Source organism: Alistipes sp. UBA6068 (genome assembly GCF_949428155.1).
Lineage (GTDB): Bacteria > Bacteroidota > Bacteroidia > Bacteroidales > Rikenellaceae > Alistipes > Alistipes muris.
The window spans coordinates 1-25278 of record NZ_CASQFS010000006.1 but is presented as its reverse complement, the minus strand read 5'-3'; the positions used below and the strand labels follow the sequence as shown (position 1 = coordinate 25278).

The window sequence follows — 25278 nt, the reverse complement described above, 5'->3', positions numbered from 1 at the left end:
ATTTTATTGATTCTTAGTTTCTTCGATGACCTCTTCGTAGACGGTCCTGATTTTGGCGGCCACGTTGTTCCACTTGAGGTTCGTCACCTCCTCCAGTCCTTTGGCAGCGAACATGCCTGCCAGCGCGGGGTACTTGACCAGTCCGTACATGGCGTCGGCCATGGCGTCGACGTCCCAGTAGTCGACCTTGACGGCATAGTCGAGCACTTCGGCCACGCCGCTCTGCTTGGAGATGATGACCGGCACGTTCGAGCGCATGGCTTCGAGCGGCGAGATGCCGAACGGTTCCGAGACCGAGGGCATGACGTAGACGTCCGAGAGCTGGAACATCTTGTGCACGTCTTCGCCGCGGAGGAATCCCGTGAAGTGGAAACGGTCAGCGATGCCGAGACGGGCCACACGGCGGATGACGTGGTTCATCATGTCGCCCGAGCCGGCCATCACGAAGCGCACGTTGGGCATGCGCTTGAGCACTTTGGCGGCGGCTTCCACGAAGTAGTCGGGGCCTTTCTGGTAGGTGATGCGGCCGAGGAACGTGATGATTTTGTCGTCGACGCCGCGTTCGGGAGCCTCGCCCGAATTCTCGGCGAAGCGCACAGCGTTGTGCATCGTCACGACGCGTTCGGCCGGGATGCCGTAGCGGTTGATGACGATGTTGCGCGTGAGGTTCGACACGGCCATGACCCGGTCGGCGGCCTGCATGCCGGCGCGCTCGATGGCGTAGACCTGCGTGTTGATGTTCTCGCCGCTGCGGTCGAACTCCGTGGCGTGCATGTGGACGACCAGCGGCTTGCCCGAAACGCGCTTGGCCGCGATTCCGGCGTAGTAGGTGAGCCAGTCGTGGGCGTGGATGATGTCGAACTGCCCTTCGAGGTCGCGGGCCACCTGCGCGGCGACGATGGCATAGCGGGCCACCTCCTCCATGAGGTTGGCGCCGTACTTGCCGGAGAAGGTGTAGCGCTGTTTCCACGCGTCGGTCGTCGACCACGTTTTCTGCCCCGTCTTGACGAACTGCTCGTAGTAGTCGGCATACTCTTCGGGCGAAATGTAGGGCACCATGTTCGAGTCGATGCGGATGAACGACATGCTGCCGAGGATGTCGTCGGCCCCGCTACCGGTCGGGCCGTAGAGCGCCTCCACCTCGCTGGCGTTCAGCACGTGGGTGAAACGCTGGTCCTCGTCGCCGTAGGCGTGGGGCACCACGAACGTCACATCGACGCCGTTGCGCGCCAGACCGCGGGTCATGCCGTAGCAGGCCGTACCCAGGCCGCCCGCGATATGGGGCGGAAACTCCCAGCCGAACATCAAAACTCTCATAACTGTATCCTTTCTTTGTAACTTTTATTGCCTCTGTTTACCCGATTGCCGCGGCCGGCCGCACCGGGTTCATGCTCCTTTGCGGTCGCGTATCATGCGGTAGAGTGCGAGCACGGCCCCGACGCTCCATGCCTGCGAAATGGCTCCGCGGGGGGCGTAGGGCGGGTCGGCATCGTAGAGGTCGTTGATCGACCCGATGCCGTAAACCTGGATTTCTTCCTCGAACGAAGCCAGCATTTCCTCGGCCTGCGGCAGAAAAGCGTCGCCGTCGATGTCGAACGACGCCTGCGCATAGAACGGCAGCAGCCACGGCCACACCGAGCCGTTTTTCGCCGCGAAGTCGCGTTCGGCAAGCGAGCCGTCGCATGTGCCCTTGTAGAGCGGGTTGCGGGGCGTCAGCGAGCGCAGGCCCTTGGGGGTCAGCAGGTGCTGGCGCACGGTGCGGATGACGTCGATTTGCGTCTCGATGTCGGGCATCTTGTAGGGAAGTCCGCACGCGATAATCATGTTGGGACGGATGGTGTCGTCGGCTCCTCCGTCGCCCACGACGTCGGCCAGATAGCCCTGCGGCAGTCGGAACAGCTTGTTGAACGAAGCCGCGGTGCGGGCCGGAAGCTCCTCCCATGCCCGGACGAACTCCGTGTCGCCGTTCTCCGACGCCAATTTGAGCGTATAGCATACGGCATTGTACCACAATGCGTTGGTTTCGACCTGATAGCCGTTGCGCGGGGTGACGGCTTGCCCGGTCACCACCGAATCCATCCAGGTAATCGGGTGTGCGTCGGACGAAGCCCACACCAGTCCGTTGTCGTTGAGGATGACGCGCCCGGCGATGCCGCGGCGGTAGCTTTCGAGCAACTGCTTCATGGCACTGCCGTAGCGGTCCCATATCTGCCGGCTGTCGAGCGCCTTTTCCAGCTGCTGAAGGGTCCAGAAGAACCAAAGCGGGGCGTCGGCCGCCACGGCTGCCGATGCGGTTCCGGTGAACATGCCGTCGTGCATGTCGCGGACCTGTGTGTCGAGAGCGTCGATGCAATCTTCCTTGTGGTCCTGCGCCAGCGTCAGTCCGGGCAGTGCGATGAACATCTGCCGGGCCGAAAAACCGTGCCACGGGTACCCGGCCACGACCTCGGTGCGGTCGCCCGGACGGCGGACGACGAACTGCCGGGCCGAGTGCTCCATGCAGCTGATGAAGTCGATTTTGTGGGTGCGCCGGGCGATGGAAGCCTCGAAGACCTCCTCGATGGTGCGGGTCGAACCCATCTCGTCGAGCGACGCCGAGAAGATGATGCTTTCGCCCTTCTTGAGCTCGGTCTCGAAATAACCTGTGGTCATCAAGTCCTCGTGTCCCTCGTAACCGCGGGCGATGTCCTGGAGGTACTCGAAATTGTAGTACCAGTCGGGAGCGGGCACGAATTCCGTGCCGGGCTTGCTGGTCTGGAGGTAGAGCCACGGGAAACTCTCGTACAAACGGCATCTGACGCCGTTGACAGCCGGGTAAGAGTGGCCGTTGGCCGCCATGTTGGCCTTGGTCAGCGCGTGCTTGTCGCGGAAAGCGAGGAACGGGCGCAGCCGCAGCCTGGTTTCCGAATGGGCGTCGACGAGCGTGTAGCGAATCATCAGCTGGGTGCGCTTGTGGATCCACAGCATCTCCTTTTTGAGGATGACCCCTCCGACGCGGTAAGTGATCGTGGGGGTGGGCGTGTACTGGAAGTCGGTGATGTACTTGTGGCCGCGCGGCTCGTAGACGCCCTTGAAACGGTGCAGCGCCAGGTTGAAGCTCTGGTCGTGCTGCACGATCGTCTCGTCGAGCGACGAGAGCAGCAGGTAGGTGCGCTCGCTCTGGTCGATGGGCGCCACGATAAGCCCGTGGTAGCGCCGGGTGTTGCAGCAGACGATGGTCGTGCTCATGTAACCGCCGCGGCGGTCGGTGGCGAGCATTTCCCGCTGGAGCGAGTACTCCAGATTGCCCAGTTCGCTCTTGTCGAAGGTTAGTGCTGACATATCGCTGTGAATGACTTTGTTTCGTGTGTATGAAGATACGGATTTTTTCGCCAAGTTGTTCGCCCGGAGCGAAAAAAATCGCTTTTTCACGCTACTTTATATAAATACCGACGGCCGGAACGACAGGTTTCGCCCGGCCGTCGGTATGCACTGCTGCGCAGCTACGCCCACTTCACCAGCGCGAAGTCCATGCGGTGGGGCAGATGTTCGTTCTGCGGGAAGACACGCAGCGCCACGTCGTAGGTGCCGGTCTCGGAGGGGGTGTAGTCGAGCGTGTAGGTTACCAGGCTGCCCTCGGCCTTGGAGCGTTCGAGCCCCACGGTGCGGGTGACGTTGACGCTCTGGCCGCCGACGATCTGCTTGGCGATGACCATCTCCACGCCGATGTCTTCGGGCCGCAGGTTGGCGATGTCGAGCTTCACCTCGAAGCGGTAGGTCTCGCCCACGAAGACAGCCTCCTTGTCGATTTTCACGCGCTGCACGTCGACCACGCGCACCTGGTCCCATGCGGCCGAAACCTTGCGCTTCCACGCGGCGATTTCGCGGGCCAGCTTGTACCCGCCCTCGGTGATGGCCTGCTTGCGGGCTGCGAGCTTGTTGTAGAAGCGGTCTTCGTAGTCGATGAGCATGCGGTTGGTGGTGAAGTTCGACGCGATGTCGGCCACACAGCGCTTGACGGACGAAACCCAAGCGTGGGGAATGCCGTCCTGCTCGCGCTGGTAGTAGAGCGGGGCTATATGCTCCTCGATGGTGTTGTAGATCATCTCGGCGTCGAGCTCGTCCTGGTAGTGCTGGTCGGCGAAGGTGCGTTCCATGGGAAGCATCCAGCCGGCGCCCTCCTTGTAGCCCTCGACCCACCAGCCGTCGAGCACCGAGAACTGCATGACGCCGTTCATGACGCATTTCTCGCCCGACGTACCCGAAGCCTCCAGCGGACGGGTCGGGGTGTTGAGCCATACGTCGACGCCCTGCACCATGCGGCGTGCCAGCTCCATGTCGTAGTTTTGCAGGAACAGAATCTTGCCCACGAACTGCGGCATGGCCGCCACCTCGACGATGCGCTTGATGAGGTCCTGCCCCGGCTTGTCGTTGGGGTGGGCCTTGCCCGCGAAGATGAACTGCACGGGACGCTCCTTGTTGTTGACGATGGCCGACAGGCGGTCGAGGTTCGTAAAGAGCAGGTAGGCACGCTTGTAGGTGGCGAAGCGGCGCGCGAACCCGATGGTCAGCACGTCGGGCTTGATGCCCTCGATGATCTGAATCATCTGGCGCGGCGAATCGAGACGCACCTGCGCCGGGTCGCTGAAGCGGCGGCGGATATGCTTGATAAGACGGTTTTTCAGATACATGCGCTCGTTCCACAGCTCCTCGTCGGGGATGTTGTGGACTTTCTGCCAGGCCGGTATATTATAGGTGTGGCCCTCGAAGCCGTCGCCGAAGTAACGGGCATAGAGACGGCGCAGCGAGGTGGCGATCCACGTCGGGAAGTGCACGCCGTTGGTCACGTAGCCGATGTGGAGTTCGTTCTTGAAGTAGCCCGGCCACATGTTGCCCAGAATGTCTTTCGACACCTCGCCGTGGAGCCACGACACGCCGTTGACTTCCTGCGAAAGGTTGCAGGCCAGAACGGACATCGAGAACTTCTCGTTGGGGTCGTTGGGATTGGTCTTGCCGAGGTTGATGTACTGCTCCCACGTGATGCCCAGCACATCGGGGTAGTGCGACATGTACTGGCGGATCATCTGCTCGGGGAATGCGTCGTGACCTGCGGGCACGGGGGTGTGCGTCGTGAAGAGCGACGACGAGCGGACGACTTCGAGCGCTTCGGAGAACGACAGCTTCTTGTGGTTCACCATCTCGCGGATGCGTTCGATGCCGATGAACGCGGCGTGACCCTCGTTGCAGTGGAACACCTGGTGCTTGACGCCCAGCTTGCGCAGGGCCCGGATGCCGCCGATGCCCAGCAGAATCTCCTGCTTGAGGCGGTTCTCCCAGTCGCCGCCGTAGAGGTAGTGGGTGATCTGACGGTCTTCTTCGAGGTTGTCCTCGAAATCGGTGTCCAGCAGGAACAGGTCGGTGCGTCCTACCTGGCATTTCCAGACGCGCGCCGAGAGCGTGCGGCCCGGGAACGCGATGGTGATGGTGAGCCAGTTGCCCTCCTCGTCGCGCACGGGCGAAATGGGCAGCTTGTAGAAGTTCTGCGCTTCGTAGGTCGCTTCCTGTGCGCCCTGCGCCGAGAGACGCTGGGTGAAGTAGCCGTAGCGGTACAGCAGACCCACGGCGGCCATCGGCACGTTCTTGTCCGAAGCCTCCTTGAGGTAGTCGCCCGCTAGGATGCCCAGGCCGCCCGAGTAGATTTTGAGCGACGAGTGCAGGCCGTACTCCATCGAGAAGTAGGAAACGGTCGTCGTCGAGGGGTCGGGCTTCTCGTTCATGTAGTTGGTGAACTGGGCATATACGGCGTCGAGCCGGGCGAGGAACTCGGGGTCCTTCTCCAGCTCCTTGAGCCGTTCGATGCTCAGTTTGTCGAGGAACGCGATGGGGTTGCGCTCGCATTCGGTCCACAGCGCCGGGTCGATGTTCTCGAACAGGTCGCGGGCGCCGGGGTTCCAGCACCACCAAAGGTTGCGCGAGAGTTCTTCCAACGCGTGCAGGCGGGCCGGCAGGGTCTTGTCGACCATCATGCGGTTCCAGTTGGGCTTTTCGGCGAAAAGCTGCTGGCGTACGAAGTTGATTTGCTCGGTCTTCGAGCCGCCGTCGTCGAGTACGGCCCGGTTGGTGCGGACCACCGAGGCCTCGATGGCTTCGGAATAGGCTTTTTCGTAGGCCGTGTAGAGGTGTTCCCACAGGGCCGACTTCGAGGTTTCATAGGCCGAGCGGCGGATTTTCGCGACCTGCGTTTCGTCGAGTTTGCTGAAACGCAGCAGCGCGTCGGCAATGGCGCCCACCACGTCGCGGTCGTTGTAGTCGTCGCGGCGAACGACTACGACACCGTCGTGTTCGGGCTGTTTGTTGACCCACAGACCGAAGCCCGCCAGCGTGGTGGTGACGGTCGGCACCGAGAAGGCCACCGATTCGAGCGGCGTATAGCCCCACGGTTCGTAGTACGACGGGAACACCGTCATGTCCATGCCTACGAGCAGTTCGTAGTAGTCCTTGCCGAAGATGCCGTCGTTGCGGTTCAAGTAGGTCGGCACGAAGAGCACCTTGACCTTCGAGTTGTCGGTCGTCAGCACCGAGCCGTTGAGCGCGTGGACGATGGGGTCGCTGTCGGGGTATTCGAGCACATGGGTCGAATATTTGTAGCGGCTGCCGTCGATGGGCTGCGATGCGTCGGCCAGATGGGCCTGGAGGTCGGGCCGCGGGCCGCGGTTGGCTGCCGGCACCGTGATGTAGACCAGTATTTCGCGGTCGAGGTTCCCGGATTCGGCCAGCGTCTTGAGCGAATCGAGGAAGACATCGAGCCCCTTGTTGCGGAATTCGTAGCGGCCGCTGGTTCCCACGATCAGCGGGTCGGTCGAGAACTTCGTGCCTAAGCAGGCTTCGGCCACTTCGATCATCGTCTTGCGGGCTTCGGCGCGCTTGGCGTCGTATTCGGCGCCCGTCCACACGAAATCGTTCTCGAAACCGTTGGGGGTCACGCAGTCGGGCTCGCGGCTGAGCAGGTATTTGCATTCGTTGGCCGTGATGTCGCTGACGGTGAGGAACGCATCGTGGTAGGTGGCGGCCATCTTCTCGATGGAGTGCTTGGCCGTCACGTTGAACTGGCGGGCCAGTTCGTCGGCGTTGAATTTCGTCAGGTCGTTGTAGAGCGGCAGTCCGTTGCCGGCGATGCAGCGTCCCATGACCGTGGCGTGGGTGGTGAAGAGCGTGGCCACATAGGGGGCATGGCGGCGCAGGTAGAGGCCTCCGGCGGCGGTCATCCATTCGTGGAAATGGGCGGCCACTTTCTCCGTGGCGGTGCAGAACGTGTCGACGTAGGAGGCGATTACACGGCCTGCGGCGTAGCCGAACAGCACGGGTTCGATGTAGTCCCACTGGCCCGAAATCGAATCGACGTGGTAGTCCTCCCACAGTTTTTTGAGTATCTCGTCCTTGCGCGGAAAAAGCGACGTGAAGTCGATCAGAACGGCCGTCGGCTCGCCCTTGATTTTCCAGCGCCCTATGCGGATGCGGATGCCGTCGTTGTAGACGCTCTGGCGCCAGTTCTTCAGCAGGCTGAGGTCTTCCTCGAATTCGGGGTTGACCCCCTCGTGCGAGAGGTCGGGACCGAGGAGCAGGTAGCGGTCGCCGAATTTGCGGACGGCGGTCTGCGCCTTGGTCGAGACTACGGTGTGGATGCCTCCCACCTTGTTGCATACTTCCCAGCTCACTTCAAACAGATAGTCCGGGGTCAGTTTCGCGTTGCTCATAGTCTATTTTTCGATTTGTAATTTACTCGGTTTGAGGGATAAGGTCGGGCGCAAAGGTAACACATATATTATTATAAAGCAAAGGCTTCCGCCGCAGGGTCCTCTTGCGGGCGGGGCTGCGGGGCCATTGCAGACGCTTCGGACCTCAATTTCTTAAAAATATTTAATAATAATTTAACATTGCAGGGCCGGGGCTTCTCGGCCGGGGTTTCGCAGGGGTGCCGGGTGTCCATGGGCGTCTGCTGCTAACGGGTCTCGAACAGCGCGCCGATGACCGCGTCCGACACTAAGAAGCGTTCGGGCGGAATGCTGAGCCGTTCGTCCGTCAGCCGGACCATGCCCGAGGGGGCCATCCGGCGGGCTTCCTGTTCCAGCTTTGCAAGCCGCTGCGTCCCGAACAGACGCCCGGCTTCGGCCAGTTCGATTCCCTCGGCCGTGCGCAGGCGTGTCAGCAGGTATTCATTGAAGCGGTCGCAGTCGGTCAGCACCTCGCGTCCGGCCGCTTCTCCGGCTGCGTAGCGGTCGACCGACGCGGCGTTCCAATGGCGCTCGCAGCCGTCGTAGGAGTGGGCCGCAGGGCCGATGCCCAAGTATTTCTCGCCGTGCCAGTAAGCCGAATTGTGGCGCGCCCGCCGTCCCGGCAGGGCGTAGTTCGAGACTTCGTAGTGTTCGTATCCGGCTCGGGTCAGCGTTTCGTGTACGAGCCGGAATTCTGTTTCGCTCACCTGTTCCCCGACGGGTGCGAATGCTCCCCGTGCGGCCCGGCGGCCGAACGCCGTATCGGGTTCGACGGTCAAATGGTATGCCGAAACATGTTCGGGTTCCAGTGCCAGCACGCCGTCGAGCGAGCGGCGCAGCGAATCGCCGCCGAATCCCGGCACGCCGAAAATCAGGTCGACGGTCAGGTTGCCGAATCCGGCCCGGCGGGCCGCCGCAACCGCTTCGCGTGCCTGGGCGGCGGTGTGGCGGCGGTTCATCAGCCGCAGGCAGGCATCGTCGAGCGACTGGATGCCGATGGAAAGGCGGTCGATGCCCGCCTGGCGCAGCGCTTCCAGATAGGGCCCGTCGAGGTCGTCCGGATTGGCTTCGAGGGTCGTTTCCTCCACAGCCGTGCAGTCGTAAAGGTCGGCCGCGCGGGCCAGCAAGTCCCTGATTTGCTGTGGCGTGAGCAGCGACGGGGTGCCGCCGCCGAAATAGCGGGTGCGGACCGGTTCGCCGCCCAGGTAGCCGCGCCGCGTTTCCAGCTCGCGGTGCATCGCCGCCAGCACGTCGTCCATGCGCCGCAGGTCGGCGCTCTTGTAGAAGTCGCAGTAGGCGCAGATGCGTTTGCAGAACGGTATGTGGAAATAGAGGCCTGCCATAGATTATCAAATTTACGAAAAAATTCCGTACTTGGTGCGCTCTTCGGCCGAAAAAGCGAGCCGGGCCGCAAAAAGCGCATCCGTTTTCGGCGGATTATTTGCTGTACGGGAAGCGGGCGGCCATGCCGGGAACCTTTTCGACAGGCCCGGCGCTGTGCCGAATGCGGCCGGAGCGGGAAAGCCGTGCGATTGCCGGACCGCCCGGAGAAGCCCCCGAATGCGTTATGAATGAACCGGATAACCGGTGCCGGAAAAATAATGGGTATTTTTCGGAATTTTCATTGTTATTTTTTTCACAAGTATGAAAGTTTTTCTACCTTTGCGTCGGAAAAACGCAGGCGCCCCTGCCGGGCGCCGTCATGCAGGAAATAGGTTTAATTCTAAAAATAAGTTAGTTATGGACAAACTGGATTTGACAAAGTACGGGATTTCCGGCGTCAAGGAAGTCGTGTACAATCCCTCCTACGACGAGCTCTTCCGCGAAGAGACCAAGAAAGGCCTGAAAGGTTTCGAGAAGGGTCAGCTGACCGACATGGGTGCCGTCAACGTGATGACAGGCGTCTACACCGGCCGTTCGCCCAAGGACAAGTTCTTCGTCATGGACGAGACCACCAAGGACACGATCTGGTGGACTTCCGACGAGTATAAGAACGACAACAAGCCCGTGAGCAAGGAGGCTTGGCAGGAGCTCAAGAAGATCGCTTCCAAGGAGCTGTCGGGCAAGAAGCTCTACGTGGTCGACACGTTCTGCGGCGCCAACAAGAACACGCGTCTGAAAATCCGCTTCATCATGGAGGTGGCATGGCAGGCTCACTTCGTGAAGAACATGTTCATCCGTCCGACCGACGCCGAACTGGAGGAGTACGGCGAGCCCGATTTCGTGGTGCTCAACGCCTCGAAAGCCAAGGTCAAGAACTACAAGAAGCTGGGTCTCAACTCGGAGACGGCCGTGGTCTTCAACCTCACCGAGAAGATGCAGGTCATCATCAACACCTGGTACGGCGGCGAGATGAAGAAGGGCATGTTCTCCTACATGAACTACCTGCTGCCGCTCAAGGGCATGGCTTCGATGCACTGCTCGGCCAACACCAACGAGAAGGGCGAGACGGCCATCTTCTTCGGTCTGTCGGGCACGGGCAAGACCACCCTTTCGACCGACCCCAAGCGCCAGCTCATCGGCGACGACGAGCACGGCTGGGACGACGACGGCGTCTTCAACTTCGAGGGCGGCTGCTACGCCAAGGTCATCAACCTCTCGAAAGAGAACGAGCCCGACATCTGGAACGCTATCCGCCGCAATGCGCTGCTGGAGAACGTCACGGTCGACAAGAAGGGCGCTATCGACTTCGCCGACAAGTCCGTGACGGAGAATACGCGCGTGTCGTACCCGATTTTCCACATCAACAACATCGTGAAGCCCGTATCGAAGGCTCCCGCCGCCAAGAAGGTCATCTTCCTCTCGGCCGACGCTTTCGGCGTGCTGCCTCCGGTGTCGATTCTGACCCCCGAGCAGACGAAGTACTACTTCCTCTCGGGCTTCACCGCCAAGCTGGCAGGTACCGAGCGCGGCATCACCGAGCCCACGCCGACTTTCTCGGCATGCTTCGGCGCCGCTTTCCTCTCGCTGCACCCCACCAAGTACGGCGAAGAACTCGTTAAGCGCATGCAGCAGTCGGGCGCCACGGCCTACCTGGTCAACACGGGCTGGAACGGTACGGGCAAGCGTATCTCCATCAAGGATACGCGCGGCATCATCGACGCCATTCTCGACGGTTCGATCGACAAGGCTCCGACCAAGATGATTCCGACCTTCGACTTCAAGGTGCCGACCGAGCTGCCGGGCGTGGACCCCAAGATTCTCGACCCGCGCGACACCTACGCGAACCCCGCGGAGTGGGAGACCAAGGCCGAAGACCTGGCCAACCGTTTCGTGAAGAACTTCGTGAAGTTCACGGGCAACGACGAGGGCAAGAGCCTCGTGGCCGCCGGTCCGAAACTGAAGTAAGACTTTTCGTAACACATAATTTTTGGATGCTTCCGGTCGCTCTTTCGGGCGGCCGGAAGTGCTTTTTGGGAAATAGCCTTGCAGATGCTGGACGCAGCGCACGGCGAAGCCGTAGGCCCGGTTGGTTCCGTTCAGCGGCCGCACGTCGCCCGCGCGGAAGAACAGGTAGCCCGCATTGTGGTTGCCGGCGTAGTAGGACGACGAGCACCAGACATTGCCCTCCGTGCCGACGTACGTCAAGGATCCCGTCGAGTTGTGGCGGTAGCCCGTAGCAGGGCTTAAGCAATCGCTGGGATGAATGACGGAAAAATGCTCAATGTTTTCCGCCAGACTGGGATGTATAGCTAACGGCGTGCTGAATCGTTTCAGCGGCTTGTTAAAACGTTTTAGCCTCTTCGGCCGTATGCCGTCAGCGGATTGCTGAATCTGCACAACCGCGCTGGCGGAAGCCGTGACCTCCGCCACTCCGGGTTGCGGCTATTTTTTGGGCTTGAAAATCCGGCAGCCGATGGAGACGCCGATTTTGTTGGGGTACCACTCGGACGAACCGTTGAACGGGTCGGGGTGCTTGGGCTGGACGGGGCGGTGGGGGTACATGTCGATTTCGCCGTCGAAACTATATCCGTTGTAGTGGCTGTCCATCCATGCCCAGCCCAAAAAGGCGTCGACGAGCCAGCGCTCGCAGAATTGGTACTCGTAGCCCACGCACAAACCGATCATCATGCCGTAGCCCTTGCAATAGCGGTTCTCGAACTTGATGCTTCCGTGTGCCAGGTAGGGTTTCGACATGTCGAACGCCATCATGCCGAGGTTGGCGCCCAAGTACCAGCCGCGGCTGTGTTCCTTGAAATAGCGGCGGTATTCGCCCATGAGGATGCCGAACTTCATGTGCTTGCCGTTGATGGATTTCCACGGCGAGACCACGATTTCGGTTTGCAGGGTCGATTTGGGCGAGATGGCGAACTCCACGGCGGGGTTGATGACTCCAGCCAGTGCATAGAGCCCGTTGAGTTTGACGTATCCTTGTGCGGCGGCACTCCCGGAGCCCAGCAGGGCGGGCAGAAGCAGGAGCAGCAGAGCGGCGTATTTTTTCATGCGGCAGGCGTATCGGTGTGAAAACGGGCGGAACGCGAAGATTCCGCCCGCAGACTGGTGACCGGAGAGACTATACGGTCATGATTTCCTTTTCTTTCTTGTTGAGCGTGTCGTCGAGCAGCTTGGTGAACTTTTCCAGCAGCTTCTGCGTCTGGGTTTCGCCGTCTTTCGATTCGTCCTCGGGCATGCCCTCCTTCTGCGCTTTCTTGAACGCTTCTACCGCGTCGCGGCGGGCGTTGCGGAAACTGATGCGGGCCGTTTCGGCTTCGGAGCGCACCTGCTTGACCAGCTCCTTGCGGCGGTCTTCGGTCAGCGGCGGAATCGACAGCCGGATTTGCTCGCCGTTGTTCGAGGGGGTCAGACCGATGTTCGAGTCGACGATGGCTTTCTCGATGGTGCGGATCATGTTCTTGTCCCACGGCTGAATCAGGATGGTCTTGGCGTCGGGCACGGTGACGCTGGCCGCCCCCGAAACAGGCACCTGCGAACCGAAGTAATCGACCATCACGCCGTTGAGCACGTTGGGCGACGCTTTGCCTGCGCGCACGTTGAGCAGTTCTTCTTCGAGGTGGTCGAGGGCTTTCTGCATCCGGACGGAGGCGTCGTTGAGAATGGTTTTGGTATCCATGATTGTGTGTGTTATTGATTCAGTGTCTGTTCGATGGCTTCGACAAGCCGCCCGAATTCGTCCGCTTCGTAGCCCACCGACGAAAGCACGATTCTGCCGTCGCGGCCGATGAGGATGTTGCGCGGGATGTGGTTCGAGGCGTAGCGGTCGTAGACGCTTCGCTGCGGGTCGAGCCCCATGGGGAAGTTGTAGCCCTGCTGCTGACGGAAAGCCGCCACGGCTTCGCGGCCCTCGCCGCGGGCGATGGGCAGGAAGATGAAGTCTTCGCCTACGAAACGGTCGATGACGTCGGCTTGCACGCGTGCAAGCTCCTGCCGGCAGGGCGGGCACCACGTTGCCCAGAAGTTGAGCAGAACCACCTTGCCGCGCAGGTCGGAGAGGGTGACATGGGAGCCGTCGAACATTTCGACCGTGAAGTCGGGGGCCGTGTCGCCCGGCTTGACCAATGCGGCGGGGTCGGTCGGGGCGCTGTCGGGGCGGCTGCCGTCGGGCAGCAGCAGGATGGCCGCGGCGCTGGCGGCTATCAGCGCCAGCATGATCCAGAGTTGCTTGTTGCTCTTTTTGGTTGCCATTTCGTTAGGTGAAAAGTGAAAAGTGAAAAGTGAAAGGTGCGGCGGGGAACCGGAGTTCTTTGGCAAGCCGGGCTATGCCGCGCCCGGGCGGGCCCTATGGTTTTACGAGCGTGCCGACCTTTTCTCCGGCAAGGACCCTGCCCAGGTTGCCGGGAGTGTCCATGTCGAAGACCACGATTTCCAGCCCGTTCTCGCGGCAGAGGGTGAACGCCGTGAGGTCCATGACCTTGAGCCGTCGGTCGAGCACTTCCTCGAACGTGATTTCGTCGAACTTCGTTGCGGCGGGGTCCTTCTCCGGGTCGGCCGTGTAGACACCGTCGACGCGCGTGCCTTTCAGCAGAACGTCGGCTTCGATTTCGATGCCGCGCAAGGCCGACGCCGAATCGGTGGTGAAATAGGGGTTGGAGGTGCCGCCCCCGATGATGACCACGCAGCCCGCTTCCAAGTACTCGATAGCCCGCGCCTTGGAGAAGTATTCGCCGATGGGCTCCATGCGGATGGAGGTCAGCACCTTGGCGCGCACGCCGTTGTCCTCCAGCGCCGACTGGAGCGCCAGCGAATTGATGACCGTGGCCAGCATGCCCATCTGGTCGCCCTTGACACGGTCGAAGCCTTTCTTGGCCCCCGTCATGCCGCGGAAGATGTTGCCGCCGCCGATGACGATGCCTATCTGCACGCCGCTTGCGGCCGCTGCCTTGATTTGCTCCGCGTAGGATTGCAGCACCTCGGGCGAAAGCCCGTATTTCTGCTGGCCTTGCAGCGATTCGCCGCTCAGTTTCAGAAGTATGCGCTTGTATTTCATCTTTCTGTGCCGTTTGTCGGACGAAGATACGAATTTTTATTCGATTTTTGCAGGGTTCGCGGTTTTTCGTTGGCTGCGGTCAGGGAAGCCGGAACGTGAAGACTACGGGATAATGGTCCGAAAGATAGGCCGCACCGTAGCCGTCGCGCAGCGTTTCGAGGGCGGGGCCGGAGACGTTGCGGCAGAAGATGTGGTCGATGACGATGTTGCCCGGAGCCGAACCGAACCCGTTGAAAGTCCCCCGGCGGTCGGTCGGGTCGGCGATGTCGCGGGCGATTCGGAGCTGTTCTTTCAGCGGCGCCAGGTCGGGGTGGGCGGCGTCGGTGTTGAGGTCGCCGCCGACGATGACCGTCGCGCCGTCCGGAATCCGCTCCCGGACGAAGTCGGCGACCATCCGTGCCGATTCGCGGCGGGCGGTTTCGCCCATGTGGTCGAAATGGGTGTTCAGATAGTAGAATTCCTTGCCTGTGGCCTTTTCGCGCAGCTGTGCCCATGTCACGGTGCGGTTGCAGGCCGCATCCCACCCGCGCGATACCTGCCCGGGGGTCTCGCTCAGCCAGAAAGTGCCCGACGCCGGAACGTCGAAACAGTCGCTGCGGTAGAAGATGGCCATGATTTCGCCGCCCTCGGCTCCGTCGTCGCGGCCGACGCCGATGCGGGCGAACTGCGGGCAGTGGAGTTCGAGGTAGCGCACCTGGTCGATTTCGCCCTCCTGGATGCCGATGACCGAGGGACTTTGATGCTCGATCATGTCGAGCACGGCTTCGCGGCGCTTGGTCCAGCGGCAGGGCCCGTCCTGTTCGGCGGCGCTGCCCTGGCGGATGTTGAAACTGATAAGTTTGATTTCGCCGGCCGGGAGCGTGTAGGCGATTGTGCGGGGCCGGGGCGCGCACGAACCTAAAAGGGCGATTCCTCCGAGCAGAAGAAGCCGGAAAGCCTGTTTCATGGGTACAAGGTTTTGAATGATGTACAAATATAGCGATTTTTCGGCTATCGGAAAAGGGTCCGCGGCCGATTTTGCCGAAGTCGGGCGTCTGAGAATATTTATTCTAACGACTTGCGCACTTTGGCTTCGCCGAAGATACTTCGTCTCGGAAATGCTCAAATAAATTTGGCATTCCGCTCGGCTTATTCGTATCTTTACAGAAGATAGGCTGCGTCTCGGCAATGGCCAAATAAATTTGGCATTGCTCTCGACTTGCGTACTTTGGCTGCGCCGAAGATACTCCGCCTCAACAAAATCCAAACAAGTTTGGTTTTGTATTCGGCTTATTCGTATCTTTGCAACAGCTCCGGTGCGGCCGGGCCCCAAACTACACCACTATGGCAGTATTCAAAGTCGAAGGCGGACACCGCCTGAGCGGAAGCATCACCCCCCAGGGCGCCAAGAACGAGGCGCTGCAAATCATCTGCGCCACGCTGCTCACCGCCGAGCGGGTGACGGTCTACAACGTACCCCAGATTCTCGACGTCATGCAGCTGATCGAACTGCTGCGGCACATGGGCGTGGAAGTCGACCGGCTTGCCGACGACACCTATGCGTTCCGGGCGCGGGAAATCGACTTCGACTACCTCCGCAGCGACGACTACCGCCAGCGCTGTGCGCGTCTGCGCGGCTCGGTGATGCTGATAGGCCCGATGCTGGCGCGCTTCGGTGTGGGCTACATACCCAAACCCGGCGGCGACAAAATCGGCCGCCGCAGGCTCGACACCCACTTCCTCGGGTTTCAGAAACTGGGCGCCAAGTTCGATTTCGATGCGTCGGAAGAATTCTTCACGGTCGAAGGACGCCATCTGAAAGGCACCTACATGCTGCTGGACGAGGCGTCGGTGACGGGAACGGCCAACATCATCATGGCGGCTGTCATGGCACGGGGCACGACGACGATCTACAACGCCGCGTGCGAACCCTATATCCAACAGCTCTGCCGGATGCTCAACCGCATGGGAGCCCGCATTTCGGGCATCGCCTCGAACCTGCTGACCATCGAAGGCGTCGACCTGCTGGGCGGCACGAAGCACACGCTGCTGCCCGACATGATCGAAGTGGGCAGCTTCATCGGCATGGCGGCCATGAACCGTTCGGAACTGACCATCAAGAACGTATCGTACGACAACTTGGGCATCATCCCGGCGCAGTTCAAACGCCTGGGCATCCAGCTCGAACAACGCGACGACGACATCTACATACCCCAGCAAGACCATTACAGCATCGAGAGTTTTCTGGATGGCTCGATTATGAACATCGCCGATGCGCCGTGGCCGGGACTGACACCCGACCTGCTGTCGATATTCCTGGTGGTTGCGACGCAGGCCAAAGGCTCGGTGCTGATCCACCAGAAGATGTTCGAGAGCCGCCTGTTCTTCGTCGACAAACTGATAGACATGGGTGCGCAAATCATCCTCTGCGACCCGCACCGTGCGACGGTCATCGGCCACGACCACCGCATCCGCCTGCGGGCCACGCGCATGACCTCGCCCGACATACGCGCGGGCGTGGCGCTGCTCATCGCTGCCATGTCGGCCGAAGGGACGTCAACGATTCAGAACATCGACCAGATAGACCGTGGCTACAAGGAAATCGACACGCGGCTCAACGCCTTGGGCGCCAAGATTACACGAATCGAAGAATAACGGGCCGAGGCCCGCGCGACACCGCCTTGCACCTGTAACTTTTCACCCTTCACCTTACCGAAATGTTTTTGGAAAACGCCAGCCGCAAGGGCTGGATCGAAGTGGTCTGCGGCTCGATGTTTTCGGGCAAGACCGAAGAACTGATCCGCCGTCTGAAACGGGCCCAGTTCGCCCACCAGCGGGTCGAGATATTCAAACCGCGCGTCGACGTGCGCTACTCGGAGGAAGAGGTCGTTTCGCACGACGCCAACGCCATCCGCTCGACCCCGGTCGATTCGCCGCAGAACATCCTGCTCATGTCGGCGGGCGTCGACGTGGTGGGCATCGACGAAGCGCAGTTCTTCGACGAAAGCATCGTCGAAGTATGCCGCCGGCTGGCCGACAACGGCGTGCGGGTCATCGTCGCGGGGCTCGACATGGACTACACGGGCAAGCCGTTCGGCCCGATGCCCGCGCTCATGGCTACGGCCGAATATGTCACCAAGGTGCACGCCATTTGTGTCCGCTGCGGCAACCTGGCCCACCACTCCCACCGTCTGACGAGCGACGACAAGCAGGTGATGCTGGGTGCGCAGGACACCTACGAACCCATCTGCCGCCACTGCTTCAAGGAACTGGTGCGCGAAAAGAGAGAATAACCCCGCCGGGGAGAGACTTCCGGCGACCAAATCCGTCTGCCTATGGACACTTTCGACTACATACTGCTTTACGTTGTTGCTGGGCTGTGCATCCTTATCCTCAACAAACTGGGCTCCCTGGAAACCAGAGTATCCCGACTGCACCAACTTCTCGAACGCGACAGGCAGGCGTCTCCGCAGCCGACCGAAGACCCCTGTCCGGAAGAACCGCAGTCCCCGACCGCAAGTGCCGAAGCCTGCACGGCGGAGAACCCGGCCCTCAATCGGGAAGCCGAAAAGACCGCCGCCTTGGCGGAATCCCCGCAGCCGTCGCCCGAGCTGCTGCCTGCCCCGGAATCTTCGCCCGGCCCGGAATTTTCGCACGCTCCGGAGCGGAAGGGCGCACAGACCCCGTCCCGCCGCCGGAAAAACTACGAAAAGTTCATCGGCACCCAACTTTTCGCCGCCATCGGCATCTTCGTGCTGATTGTCGGCATCGGCTTCTTCATCAAATACGCCATCAACAACGACTGGCTCGACGAGAGGATGCGCACCGGGCTGGGCTTCGCCAGCGGCTCCGCCCTGCTGGCTCTGGCCGCCCTGCTGCAAAAGCGCTACCGCTGGTTCGGCTCGCTGCTGGCGGGCGGAGCATTTGCGGTGTACTATGTGACGGTCGCCGTAGCCTACCACTATTATGAACTCTTTTCGCAGGGCTGGGCATTCGGGCTGCTGACAATCACCACCCTGCTGATGACGGCCATCGCCCTGGGCTACGACCGTCGCGAATTGGCCGTAGTCGCCTTGGCCGGCGGGTTGGTGGCGCCGTTCATCACGGCGAGCAGCAACGGCAACCACCTGATGCTGTTCGGCTATCTGACGATTCTGCACAGCGGCATGTTCGTGCTCTCGCTACGCAAAAAGTGGTGGGAACTGCCCGTCATCTCGTTCGCAGCGACCTATGCGATTCTGGCCGTCTTCGTAGCATACACCGCCCATTCGTTCGACGAACCGGCTTTCGCCCGCAACATGCTGGGATTCGCGGCGCTTTTCTATCTACTTTTTGCCGCGGCCATACTCTCGGTCATTCAAGCCCGCGACAACCGCCGCTTCTATTGGATATTGGCGGGGCTGGTGAGCCTCAACAATTTTCTGTTCCTGCACTTCGGACTGCTGTTCCTGGGCCACATGAAATCCGCTGCAAGCTACGCAGGCATCATACCGCTGGCCATCGCGGCTGCGAACGTCGCCATCCTGCGGCTGACCCGCCGGCACTCCGGGCAACTCCCGCATCTGCAAAACCTGCTGCTGGGACTGACCGCCCTGTTCCTTACGCTGGCCGCCCCAATTCAGTTCCGGGCCGAGACCACAACCTTATGCTGGGCCGCCGAAACGGTCGTGGCGCTCGGGCTTTACGTCCATACGCGCCGCCGCATTTACGAAGCAAGCGCCGTCGCACTCTACTTAGCTACAGCGCTGAATGTTATGGCGCAACTTCTCACAGGCGACAGCGACGCCGGAATTTTCCGCAGCAGCGAATTTCTGACCGCCCTGTCCGCTGTGGCGATGTTCGCCTGCGGAGCCGGGGTCATGCGCTGCAAACGGGAGGTATTCGGGCAGGCAAAGCTCCTGGTCTATCCGGCCGTCTACATTGTATGGGTCGTCCTCACGGCAGGGCTGCTGTATTTCATGCTGAACGTCGAATTCTTCCGCCATCTTTCGGGCGGCATACGGCTGCAAGCATGGCTGTTCACGAGCGTAGCGACGATTTCCGGGCTTCTGCGGCTGCTGGGCGAACATTTCCCGGCCGCGAAAAACACCCGGCTTCATCTGACAGCCAACGGGATTGCCGTACTGCTGTTGATTATGTTCTCTACGCCCGGCCAAAGCAGCGCAGCATGCGCCGTATTCTCGTGGCTCTCAGTAGCAACAGTCATCTATTCGCTGACGAACATGGCATGCCGATTCTACCGCGGCGCAACGGAAGAGGCGCAGCGCAGAACTTTCACCATCGTGCTCAACATCATGGCCACGCTGGTCTGGATTAGCGTCTTCTGCCGCCTGCTGACGCTGCTGGGCATCGACCGCAATTTCAGTACGGGACTCTCGCTGGGACTGATAACGGCGGGAAGCGTACAGATGGGGCTGGGCATGCTCCGCCGCCAGAAAATCCTGCGCATCTTTTCGCTATTCGTCTTCGGACTGGTGCTGCTCAAACTGGTGCTGCACGACCTGTGGCAATGGCCCACGCTCGGCCGGATTGTTGTTTTTATCCTGCTGGGCGTCACGCTCCTGCTGCTGTCGTTCCTCTATCAAAGGCTCAAAACGACCCTTTTCAAGGACGACGACGAATTGCATATCCCCGGGAAATAACTACTTTTGTACTCCGATTTCAACACAAGAAACACGTTATGAAAAATTCGTTTGCAAAATGGGCGGCCGCACTTCTGTGCCTGGCCGCCGCGATGCCTGCACAGGCGCAGTTCAATCTGAAAAAAGCAATCAGCGGCGCCGCCAAGGTAACGCAGGCCGCCACGCTGACCGACGAACAGATGGCCGCCTACGTCAAGGAGTATATCGACTGGATGGACGAACACAACCCGGTCTGCGCCGATGACGACCCCTACACGCTCCGGCTCAACCGGCTGACCGAAGGACTGACCGACGCCGACGGCATCGCGCTGAACTTCAAGGTCTACTATGTCATCGACGTCAACGCGTTCGCCTGCGCCGACGGCAGTATCCGCGTCTTCTCGTCGCTGATGGACATCATGACCGACGAAGAACTCCTGGGCGTCATCGGCCATGAAGTGGGCCACATCGCCCACCGCGATTCCAAGAAAGGATTCCGTACGGCGCTGCTGGCTTCGGCCCTGCGCGACGGCATTTCGTCCAACGGCGGCAAGGCGGCGCAGCTCTCCGAATCGCAGCTGGGCGACTTAGGCGAAGCGCTTGCCAATGCGACCTACTCGCAGAAGCAGGAACGCGACGCCGACGACTACGGCTATGAATTCCTTCAGAAAGGCGGCAAAAACCCGTGGGCCATGGCCTACTCGTTCCGGCGTCTGAAAGCGATGCAGGAAGAAGCCGGCGCACAGAAAAACAGCAAAATCAACCAGCTGTTCTCGACCCACCCCGACCTGGATGTTCGCATCAAACGCATGGAAGAACGCGCCACGGCAGAGGGAATCGCAGAACCGACCACGACCTGCGCAGAATAGAAACGCGGCCGGCTCCCAAACAAAAAAGCACCCTGACAGCAGGGTGCTTTTTTATGGTTGGCAGGTCCTTATTTCGCGGCCGACTGCAACGCTTCGATAAACCGCGGCCACAGCACCCACAAATTTTCGGTCCGAAGCCAAAGCTCGCGGGCCTGCGCCTGCAACGAGGGGCGCTCGCTCTCGATGTCGCGCAGGTAGGCGGCATCGGCCGGATGCTCCGCCGCCGTGAACTCGGCGAAAAAGGGAGCGAAACGGGTCTTGAAACGTTTCAGCTCACCCTCCGGAAGCCGCCCGTCGCGCCGGAACGCCGCCCACAGCAACAGCAGCTCCCGGCTGGCGCTCTTGTCCGAAAGGTCGTTGATGACCTCGTCGAACAATTCGGTTTCGTCCATCGCCAGATAATCGAACGCGAGCAGCTCGCTCCCCTCCAGATGGTCCTCGGGGTCGAGGTCGAGCAACATTTCGAGCAGCGCCGCCGACAGCTCGAAATCGTTGATAAGGAAATGATCGACCGCCGAAGCGTGGACCAGTTCGAGCGCCGCCCGCGAATTGCGGTGGTTCCACTCCAGAATCACCTCCTCGTCGTCGGGAATCAGCCCGGCCAGCCGCTGGAACGCCTGGAACCGCTCGTCGCAAGCCTGCTCCACAGCGCCCGAAGCCTGCAATTCGCGGCTGTGCGCCAAGACTTTGACGAAATTATATGCCCCCTCGCCGACGACCTCGAACGTCTGGTCGGGAGTGGGATTGAGATATGCTTTCTGCATCGTAGCGAATATTGAAAATCATGTTGCGCAACGGTCTGCGGCTATACTCGCCAGGTGGACGCCCGGCCGTTTCAGCGCGAATATAGCAACAAAAGCGATATTTTCGGTCAAATTGTTGCGAGAAATATTTTTTTTTCGGATATTTGCAATCCCAACCGAAGACCTCGTGTCTTCCAAGGCCGAAATAGCTCAGCGGTAGAGCACTTCACTCGTAATGAAGGGGTCCCGAGTTCAAATCTCGGTTTCGGCTCTGAAAGTCAGCAATTTACAGAAATGTAACTGCTGGCTTTTTTCGTTTCTGTACGGTGGAAAAAGGGGTTGAAACGGGCTTTTCGCAGCCCTGACTTCCCATAAACTTCCCATTGAACTTCCCATAGGAAAGTCTGCCAACCCCCTGCATCAAATCGATGCAACACGATGACATTCAAAGCAATAATACGCAAAGACGTAATCTATAAAAACAACAATTCTCCCCTATGCATTCAATTTCTTCATGACGGACGTAAGAAAACCATTGGTTTAGGCATCTCCATAGCCCATGAATATTGGAATGCAGAGGCTCAAAAAGTAACGGATGACTGCCCCGACAGGGACAATATTCAGTTTCAGATAACAGCCAAAATCAAGGAATACAACAAGAAAATCCAGCGGTTGGAAGCGTTGGATATTCCCATAACATTCGACACGCTTTTCGAGACCAACAAGAGCCGCCATGCAGGGATTACCATAGAGGACGGTTTCAAAGCAGAAATTGAGCGTTTGGAATCGCTCGGCAAAATCAACTCGGCCACCAAACACAAATATGCCCTACAAGTGTTGGATGGCTACAAATCGGTCAAAACTGCATTAGAGGCTATCGACCTCGACTATCTGAAAGGGTTGGAATTGTACCTGCGTCAGCGAGGAAACAAGGACAACAGCATCGCTACACGGTTCGCCATCTTCAAGGCCATCTACAACAAGGCGGTTAAAGAGGGTAAGGTCGCTGTAAAACAGAATCCGTTCACGTTATTCCAAGTAGGCAGTTTGTGGGCCAAAACACGCAAGCGAGCAATCGACAAGGACGACATCCAACGGCTAATCGACCTCGAAATTACAGAGGGTCATAAGACAGAATATCGACGCCTTGCAAGGAATTTATTCTTGTTCTCTTATTTCACAGCAGGCATGAACTTTGGCGATATTGCACGGTTGCGTTATAAAGACATCGTGAAAGGCCGTGTGAACTACTCCCGCCACAAGACACAGAAACTATTGTCCTTTCAACTTGTACCGAACGCCATGCAGATTCTCGAAAAGTACGGTACAGTAGGACACGGAGAAGATTATATCTTCCCTATCCTCAATCGCCATGAACACACCACCCCGCAGCAGATTTTCAATCGGCTGCATAAGGTGCTGCGGAAAATCAATCGGGAATTGAAAGTGTTGGGAGAAATGATTGGACTGGAAATGCCCTTGACAACATACGTAGCAAGGCATACCTATGCAACAGTCTTGAAGCGGTCTGGTGTAAGCGTGGCACTCATATCCGAATCGTTAGGACACTCCGATTTATCCACGACACAAATTTACTTGGATAGTTTCGAGAACTCCCAAATCGACGCGGCGATGGCTCATTTGTTATAGACTGGAAAGAGGACAGACATCGACAAGGGGTATGGATTAAGCCCCTATGTCAATGTTTGTCCCCTTACTCTCATCAAGATTTATATATATTATCGGACTAACAGAACAAAATGCAGGTGCGCTCCAATTATATGTGGCTTGGAACGAGGGCTGTCTATGTGTTCTTGTCGGTCGATTCAATGGTATTCTGCCGAGTAAATTATTTCAAAATATTCATTAAATAATTTGACTTTCGGTTGAATATTTTATATCTTTGCAAAGCAATTCAGCAAAGACATCTCCACTATAAATGGTATTCATTCTTTCAAGGCAGATTTCCTCTGCCTTTTCTTTGCGTTGCATTACCACATTTTTTGAGTGTGAAATGAAGATTTCCTTTATAAGTATAGATTCAGAATCTAAAATTATGGAAGATAGTAGAAACAGAAGATTTCAAATCAAGAGATATTATTAATAATTCAATACTTACAGTTATGATTAACAACTGAGCTATCAACGCTCCCGAGGGAGCAACTTACTTGTCAGACTTTCTGACCGAGATTCCCATTAATTGTTTATTCAACAAGAAGCAGACAGGATGCGGTGCTACCGAGCTGGCCATCCGCAACTCCATTCCAACCATTATCGCTATGCCTTACGTGGCATTGGTAAAGAACAAGACCATCTACCGCAAGGATGATATTTCCGTGCTGGGCGTTTACGAGGGCATCCAAGAGCAGGACATCATCAACTATGCACAGAACCATTCTCCATTAAAGATAGCTGTTACATACGATTCCCTGCCACGAACCATTAAGGCATTGCAGAGTATCGGCATAGACCCTTATAAAGATACTTTCCTGCTGGTGGACGAATGACACGTATTGTTCAACTCCTATTCGTTCCGCCATACCGCTATTAAGAATTTACTTGCAGAAGCCGCTAAATTCGACAGGGCAACTTATATGACGGCTACTCCGATAGAGCAGGAGTATGTTTTAGAGGAACTAAAACCCCTGCCTGTTTGCGAAATCAACTGACCGCATTTGCAAGAGGTCAAGATACGTTCCCGCCAGACATCCAAACCAGCCCAATATATCGTTAAGGAGTGCCGCAGGGTATTGGATAACGATATGCCCCACAACTTGCATATTTTCGTAAACAGCGTGGAGTTCATCGCAAAGGCAATCGACCTTGCAAAACTCACTCCCGAGCAGGTCAAAGTCGTTTGCTCGGTCAGCGGGGACAATGGCGAGAGCAACCAACGCAAATTAGGCAAGGATTATCCCATCGGCCAGCCGTCAGCCCCCGCAAGGAAGATAAACTTTTACACCTCGACCTGCTTTGAGGGGTGCGATATTTACGACGAGAACGGCGTTACATTCATCGTCAGCGACGGTAACAAATCCCACACGCTGTTGGATATTTCGACCCTGTTCACACAGATTTGCGGGCGGCTCAGGGATTCCAAATACAAGGGCGAGATTATCCATGTTTACTCCACAACCAAGTACAGCCGAGAAGTAACCTTGGATGAATTTGTGGCATCGACAAAGAAAGTGCTTGCAGAAGCGACAAGCTATGCCGACGAGATAAATTCATTGAGCGATACGGCACGGGGAAAGACCTTATCGAAAATCAAATACATCAACGAACAATATGTCCGCGTAGAAGACAATCGGCTGGTGGTCGATAAGAACCTCGCCAACATGGATATAGTCAACCCATCTATATACTTTGATGTACCAACAGGCTTAAGTATTATTTCATATAACAAGGTACCCCCTGCCTATCGGCAAATAGGCAGGGTTACGGACTACATTCGATTTGTTCAAAATAAAATGGCAATCGCACGTTCGATGAGTTTCTGCACAATAACTTGGAGAAGCCATTTTAGCATTGGTCTGTCATTGACAAATTGACGAATCCAATGGACTGACTTTGATAATCTGCCGATTATCCGAGAAACGAATGATTTCATAGTACAATGTTTTGAAAATTCGCCTCGTATGTATCAATCGTATTTTCGGTAAATCAAGATTCTTCAAAGATTAGTTTTTGGATTGATAAATTGATTGTATTCCAACTTGTTAATCAGAAACAGGTGCCCATTTTCGAGCACCTGTTTCATTGTGTATAAAACACGATTATTCGACTGCGAAATACAATCAAAAGAAATGATAATCAATCCCTCGTTTACACATACCCACACATAAGTTCCGCCAGCCTTACTCTTTCCGT

At 58.2% G+C, this 25278-nt stretch carries 20 protein-coding genes and 1 tRNA gene; 9 read left to right on the top strand and 12 right to left on the bottom strand.

Features of this window, described 5'->3' with window-relative positions:
* Positions 1 to 3: 3 nt before the first annotated feature.
* The 4 genes from QVG21_RS04625 to hemW form a co-directional block, all read right to left on the bottom strand.
* Positions 4 to 1317, bottom strand: coding sequence for a glycosyltransferase family 4 protein (locus tag QVG21_RS04625; RefSeq protein ID WP_321571064.1), 1314 nt, complete (start codon positions 1315 to 1317; stop codon positions 4 to 6).
* Between the two features lie 69 nt (positions 1318 to 1386).
* Positions 1387 to 3321 (bottom strand): glycogen debranching enzyme N-terminal domain-containing protein, encoded by a 1935-nt coding sequence (locus QVG21_RS04620; protein WP_287922651.1) that lies wholly within the window; start codon positions 3319 to 3321, stop codon positions 1387 to 1389.
* 161 nt (positions 3322 to 3482) lie between these two features.
* The gene (glgP, locus tag QVG21_RS04615; protein ID WP_287922650.1) at positions 3483 to 7733 is read right to left on the bottom strand and encodes an alpha-glucan family phosphorylase; all 4251 of its coding nucleotides are present in this window, start codon (positions 7731 to 7733) and stop codon (positions 3483 to 3485) included.
* A gap of 245 nt (positions 7734 to 7978) precedes the next feature.
* On the bottom strand, positions 7979 to 9094 hold the full coding sequence (gene hemW / locus QVG21_RS04610; RefSeq protein WP_287922649.1) for a radical SAM family heme chaperone HemW: 1116 nt from the start codon (positions 9092 to 9094) through the stop codon (positions 7979 to 7981).
* 397 nt (positions 9095 to 9491) lie between these two features.
* On the opposite strand from hemW, the gene pckA reads away from it, so the two are divergent.
* The gene (gene pckA / locus QVG21_RS04605) at positions 9492 to 11099 is read left to right on the top strand and encodes a phosphoenolpyruvate carboxykinase (ATP) (protein ID WP_287922648.1); all 1608 of its coding nucleotides are present in this window, start codon (positions 9492 to 9494) and stop codon (positions 11097 to 11099) included.
* 477 nt (positions 11100 to 11576) lie between these two features.
* Here the strand turns inward: pckA and QVG21_RS04600 are convergent, their stop codons facing one another.
* From QVG21_RS04600 to QVG21_RS04580, 5 genes are all read right to left on the bottom strand, one after another.
* On the bottom strand, positions 11577 to 12194 hold the full coding sequence (locus QVG21_RS04600) for a DUF3575 domain-containing protein (protein ID WP_287922647.1): 618 nt from the start codon (positions 12192 to 12194) through the stop codon (positions 11577 to 11579).
* A 70-nt stretch (positions 12195 to 12264) separates the two neighbouring features.
* A complete protein-coding gene (gene frr / locus QVG21_RS04595; RefSeq protein WP_251214497.1) occupies positions 12265 to 12825 on the bottom strand; it encodes a ribosome recycling factor in 561 nt (186 codons plus the stop codon).
* Between the two features lie 8 nt (positions 12826 to 12833).
* Complete coding sequence (locus QVG21_RS04590) at positions 12834 to 13394, bottom strand: TlpA family protein disulfide reductase (RefSeq protein ID WP_287922645.1); 561 nt, start codon at positions 13392 to 13394, stop codon at positions 12834 to 12836.
* Positions 13395 to 13488: 94 nt separating this feature from the next.
* Positions 13489 to 14196 (bottom strand): UMP kinase, encoded by a 708-nt coding sequence (pyrH, locus tag QVG21_RS04585; RefSeq protein WP_251214403.1) that lies wholly within the window; start codon positions 14194 to 14196, stop codon positions 13489 to 13491.
* A 79-nt stretch (positions 14197 to 14275) separates the two neighbouring features.
* Positions 14276 to 15142: an endonuclease/exonuclease/phosphatase family protein gene (locus tag QVG21_RS04580; protein ID WP_287922643.1), complete on the bottom strand. Its 867-nt coding sequence runs from the start codon at positions 15140 to 15142 to the stop codon at positions 14276 to 14278.
* Between the two features lie 377 nt (positions 15143 to 15519).
* On the opposite strand from QVG21_RS04580, the gene murA reads away from it, so the two are divergent.
* The 4 genes from murA (at position 15520) to QVG21_RS04560 (ending at position 20665) form a co-directional block, all read left to right on the top strand.
* Positions 15520 to 16830, top strand: a complete 1311-nt coding sequence (gene murA / locus QVG21_RS04575) for a UDP-N-acetylglucosamine 1-carboxyvinyltransferase (protein ID WP_251214441.1) — start codon at positions 15520 to 15522, stop codon at positions 16828 to 16830.
* Between the two features lie 62 nt (positions 16831 to 16892).
* Positions 16893 to 17468 (top strand): thymidine kinase, encoded by a 576-nt coding sequence (locus tag QVG21_RS04570; RefSeq protein WP_251214440.1) that lies wholly within the window; start codon positions 16893 to 16895, stop codon positions 17466 to 17468.
* 42 nt (positions 17469 to 17510) lie between these two features.
* Complete coding sequence (locus QVG21_RS04565; RefSeq protein WP_287922641.1) at positions 17511 to 19817, top strand: DUF2339 domain-containing protein; 2307 nt, start codon at positions 17511 to 17513, stop codon at positions 19815 to 19817.
* Between the two features lie 38 nt (positions 19818 to 19855).
* The gene (locus QVG21_RS04560; RefSeq protein ID WP_287922639.1) at positions 19856 to 20665 is read left to right on the top strand and encodes a M48 family metallopeptidase; all 810 of its coding nucleotides are present in this window, start codon (positions 19856 to 19858) and stop codon (positions 20663 to 20665) included.
* A gap of 68 nt (positions 20666 to 20733) precedes the next feature.
* Here QVG21_RS04560 and QVG21_RS04555 read toward each other — a convergent pair whose 3' ends face one another.
* Entirely contained in the window at positions 20734 to 21429 is a 696-nt protein-coding gene (locus tag QVG21_RS04555; protein WP_287922637.1) for a tetratricopeptide repeat protein, read from the bottom strand.
* Between the two features lie 178 nt (positions 21430 to 21607).
* Here QVG21_RS04555 and QVG21_RS04550 point away from each other — a divergent pair.
* Both QVG21_RS04550 and QVG21_RS04545 read left to right on the top strand, forming a co-directional pair.
* Positions 21608 to 21679, top strand: a tRNA-Thr gene (locus tag QVG21_RS04550).
* Between the two features lie 167 nt (positions 21680 to 21846).
* A complete protein-coding gene (locus QVG21_RS04545; protein WP_287922635.1) occupies positions 21847 to 23058 on the top strand; it encodes a site-specific integrase in 1212 nt (403 codons plus the stop codon).
* A 216-nt stretch (positions 23059 to 23274) separates the two neighbouring features.
* Here the strand turns inward: QVG21_RS04545 and QVG21_RS04540 are convergent, their stop codons facing one another.
* Positions 23275 to 23400: a hypothetical protein gene (locus QVG21_RS04540; RefSeq protein WP_275556999.1), complete on the bottom strand. Its 126-nt coding sequence runs from the start codon at positions 23398 to 23400 to the stop codon at positions 23275 to 23277.
* A 176-nt stretch (positions 23401 to 23576) separates the two neighbouring features.
* On the opposite strand from QVG21_RS04540, the gene QVG21_RS04535 reads away from it, so the two are divergent.
* Both QVG21_RS04535 and QVG21_RS04530 read left to right on the top strand, forming a co-directional pair.
* Complete coding sequence (locus tag QVG21_RS04535; RefSeq protein WP_287922633.1) at positions 23577 to 23915, top strand: hypothetical protein; 339 nt, start codon at positions 23577 to 23579, stop codon at positions 23913 to 23915.
* A gap of 288 nt (positions 23916 to 24203) precedes the next feature.
* The gene (locus QVG21_RS04530; protein WP_287922631.1) at positions 24204 to 24959 is read left to right on the top strand and encodes a hypothetical protein; all 756 of its coding nucleotides are present in this window, start codon (positions 24204 to 24206) and stop codon (positions 24957 to 24959) included.
* Positions 24960 to 25081: 122 nt separating this feature from the next.
* Here QVG21_RS04530 and QVG21_RS04525 read toward each other — a convergent pair.
* Positions 25082 to 25278 (bottom strand): hypothetical protein (locus tag QVG21_RS04525; RefSeq protein WP_287922629.1); only part of this gene is annotated, 197 nt, incomplete at its 5' end.

Excerpts from the sequence above, each read along its gene's own strand:
- QVG21_RS04625 (WP_321571064.1), bottom strand. The coding sequence starts at position 1,317 with ATGAGAGTTTTGATGTTCGGCTGGGAGTTTCCGCCCCATATCGCGGGC.
- QVG21_RS04620 (WP_287922651.1), bottom strand. The coding sequence starts at position 3,321 with ATGTCAGCACTAACCTTCGACAAGAGCGAACTGGGCAATCTGGAGTAC.
- glgP (WP_287922650.1), bottom strand. The coding sequence starts at position 7,733 with ATGAGCAACGCGAAACTGACCCCGGACTATCTGTTTGAAGTGAGCTGG.
- hemW (WP_287922649.1), bottom strand. The coding sequence starts at position 9,094 with ATGGCAGGCCTCTATTTCCACATACCGTTCTGCAAACGCATCTGCGCC.
- pckA (WP_287922648.1), top strand. The coding sequence starts at position 9,492 with ATGGACAAACTGGATTTGACAAAGTACGGGATTTCCGGCGTCAAGGAA.
- QVG21_RS04600 (WP_287922647.1), bottom strand. The coding sequence starts at position 12,194 with ATGAAAAAATACGCCGCTCTGCTGCTCCTGCTTCTGCCCGCCCTGCTG.
- QVG21_RS04590 (WP_287922645.1), bottom strand. The coding sequence starts at position 13,394 with ATGGCAACCAAAAAGAGCAACAAGCAACTCTGGATCATGCTGGCGCTG.
- pyrH (WP_251214403.1), bottom strand. The coding sequence starts at position 14,196 with ATGAAATACAAGCGCATACTTCTGAAACTGAGCGGCGAATCGCTGCAA.
- QVG21_RS04580 (WP_287922643.1), bottom strand. The coding sequence starts at position 15,142 with ATGAAACAGGCTTTCCGGCTTCTTCTGCTCGGAGGAATCGCCCTTTTA.
- murA (WP_251214441.1), top strand. The coding sequence starts at position 15,520 with ATGGCAGTATTCAAAGTCGAAGGCGGACACCGCCTGAGCGGAAGCATC.
- QVG21_RS04570 (WP_251214440.1), top strand. The coding sequence starts at position 16,893 with ATGTTTTTGGAAAACGCCAGCCGCAAGGGCTGGATCGAAGTGGTCTGC.
- QVG21_RS04565 (WP_287922641.1), top strand. The coding sequence starts at position 17,511 with ATGGACACTTTCGACTACATACTGCTTTACGTTGTTGCTGGGCTGTGC.
- QVG21_RS04560 (WP_287922639.1), top strand. The coding sequence starts at position 19,856 with ATGAAAAATTCGTTTGCAAAATGGGCGGCCGCACTTCTGTGCCTGGCC.
- QVG21_RS04555 (WP_287922637.1), bottom strand. The coding sequence starts at position 21,429 with ATGCAGAAAGCATATCTCAATCCCACTCCCGACCAGACGTTCGAGGTC.
- QVG21_RS04545 (WP_287922635.1), top strand. The coding sequence starts at position 21,847 with ATGACATTCAAAGCAATAATACGCAAAGACGTAATCTATAAAAACAAC.
- QVG21_RS04540 (WP_275556999.1), bottom strand. The coding sequence starts at position 23,400 with ATGCAACGCAAAGAAAAGGCAGAGGAAATCTGCCTTGAAAGAATGAAT.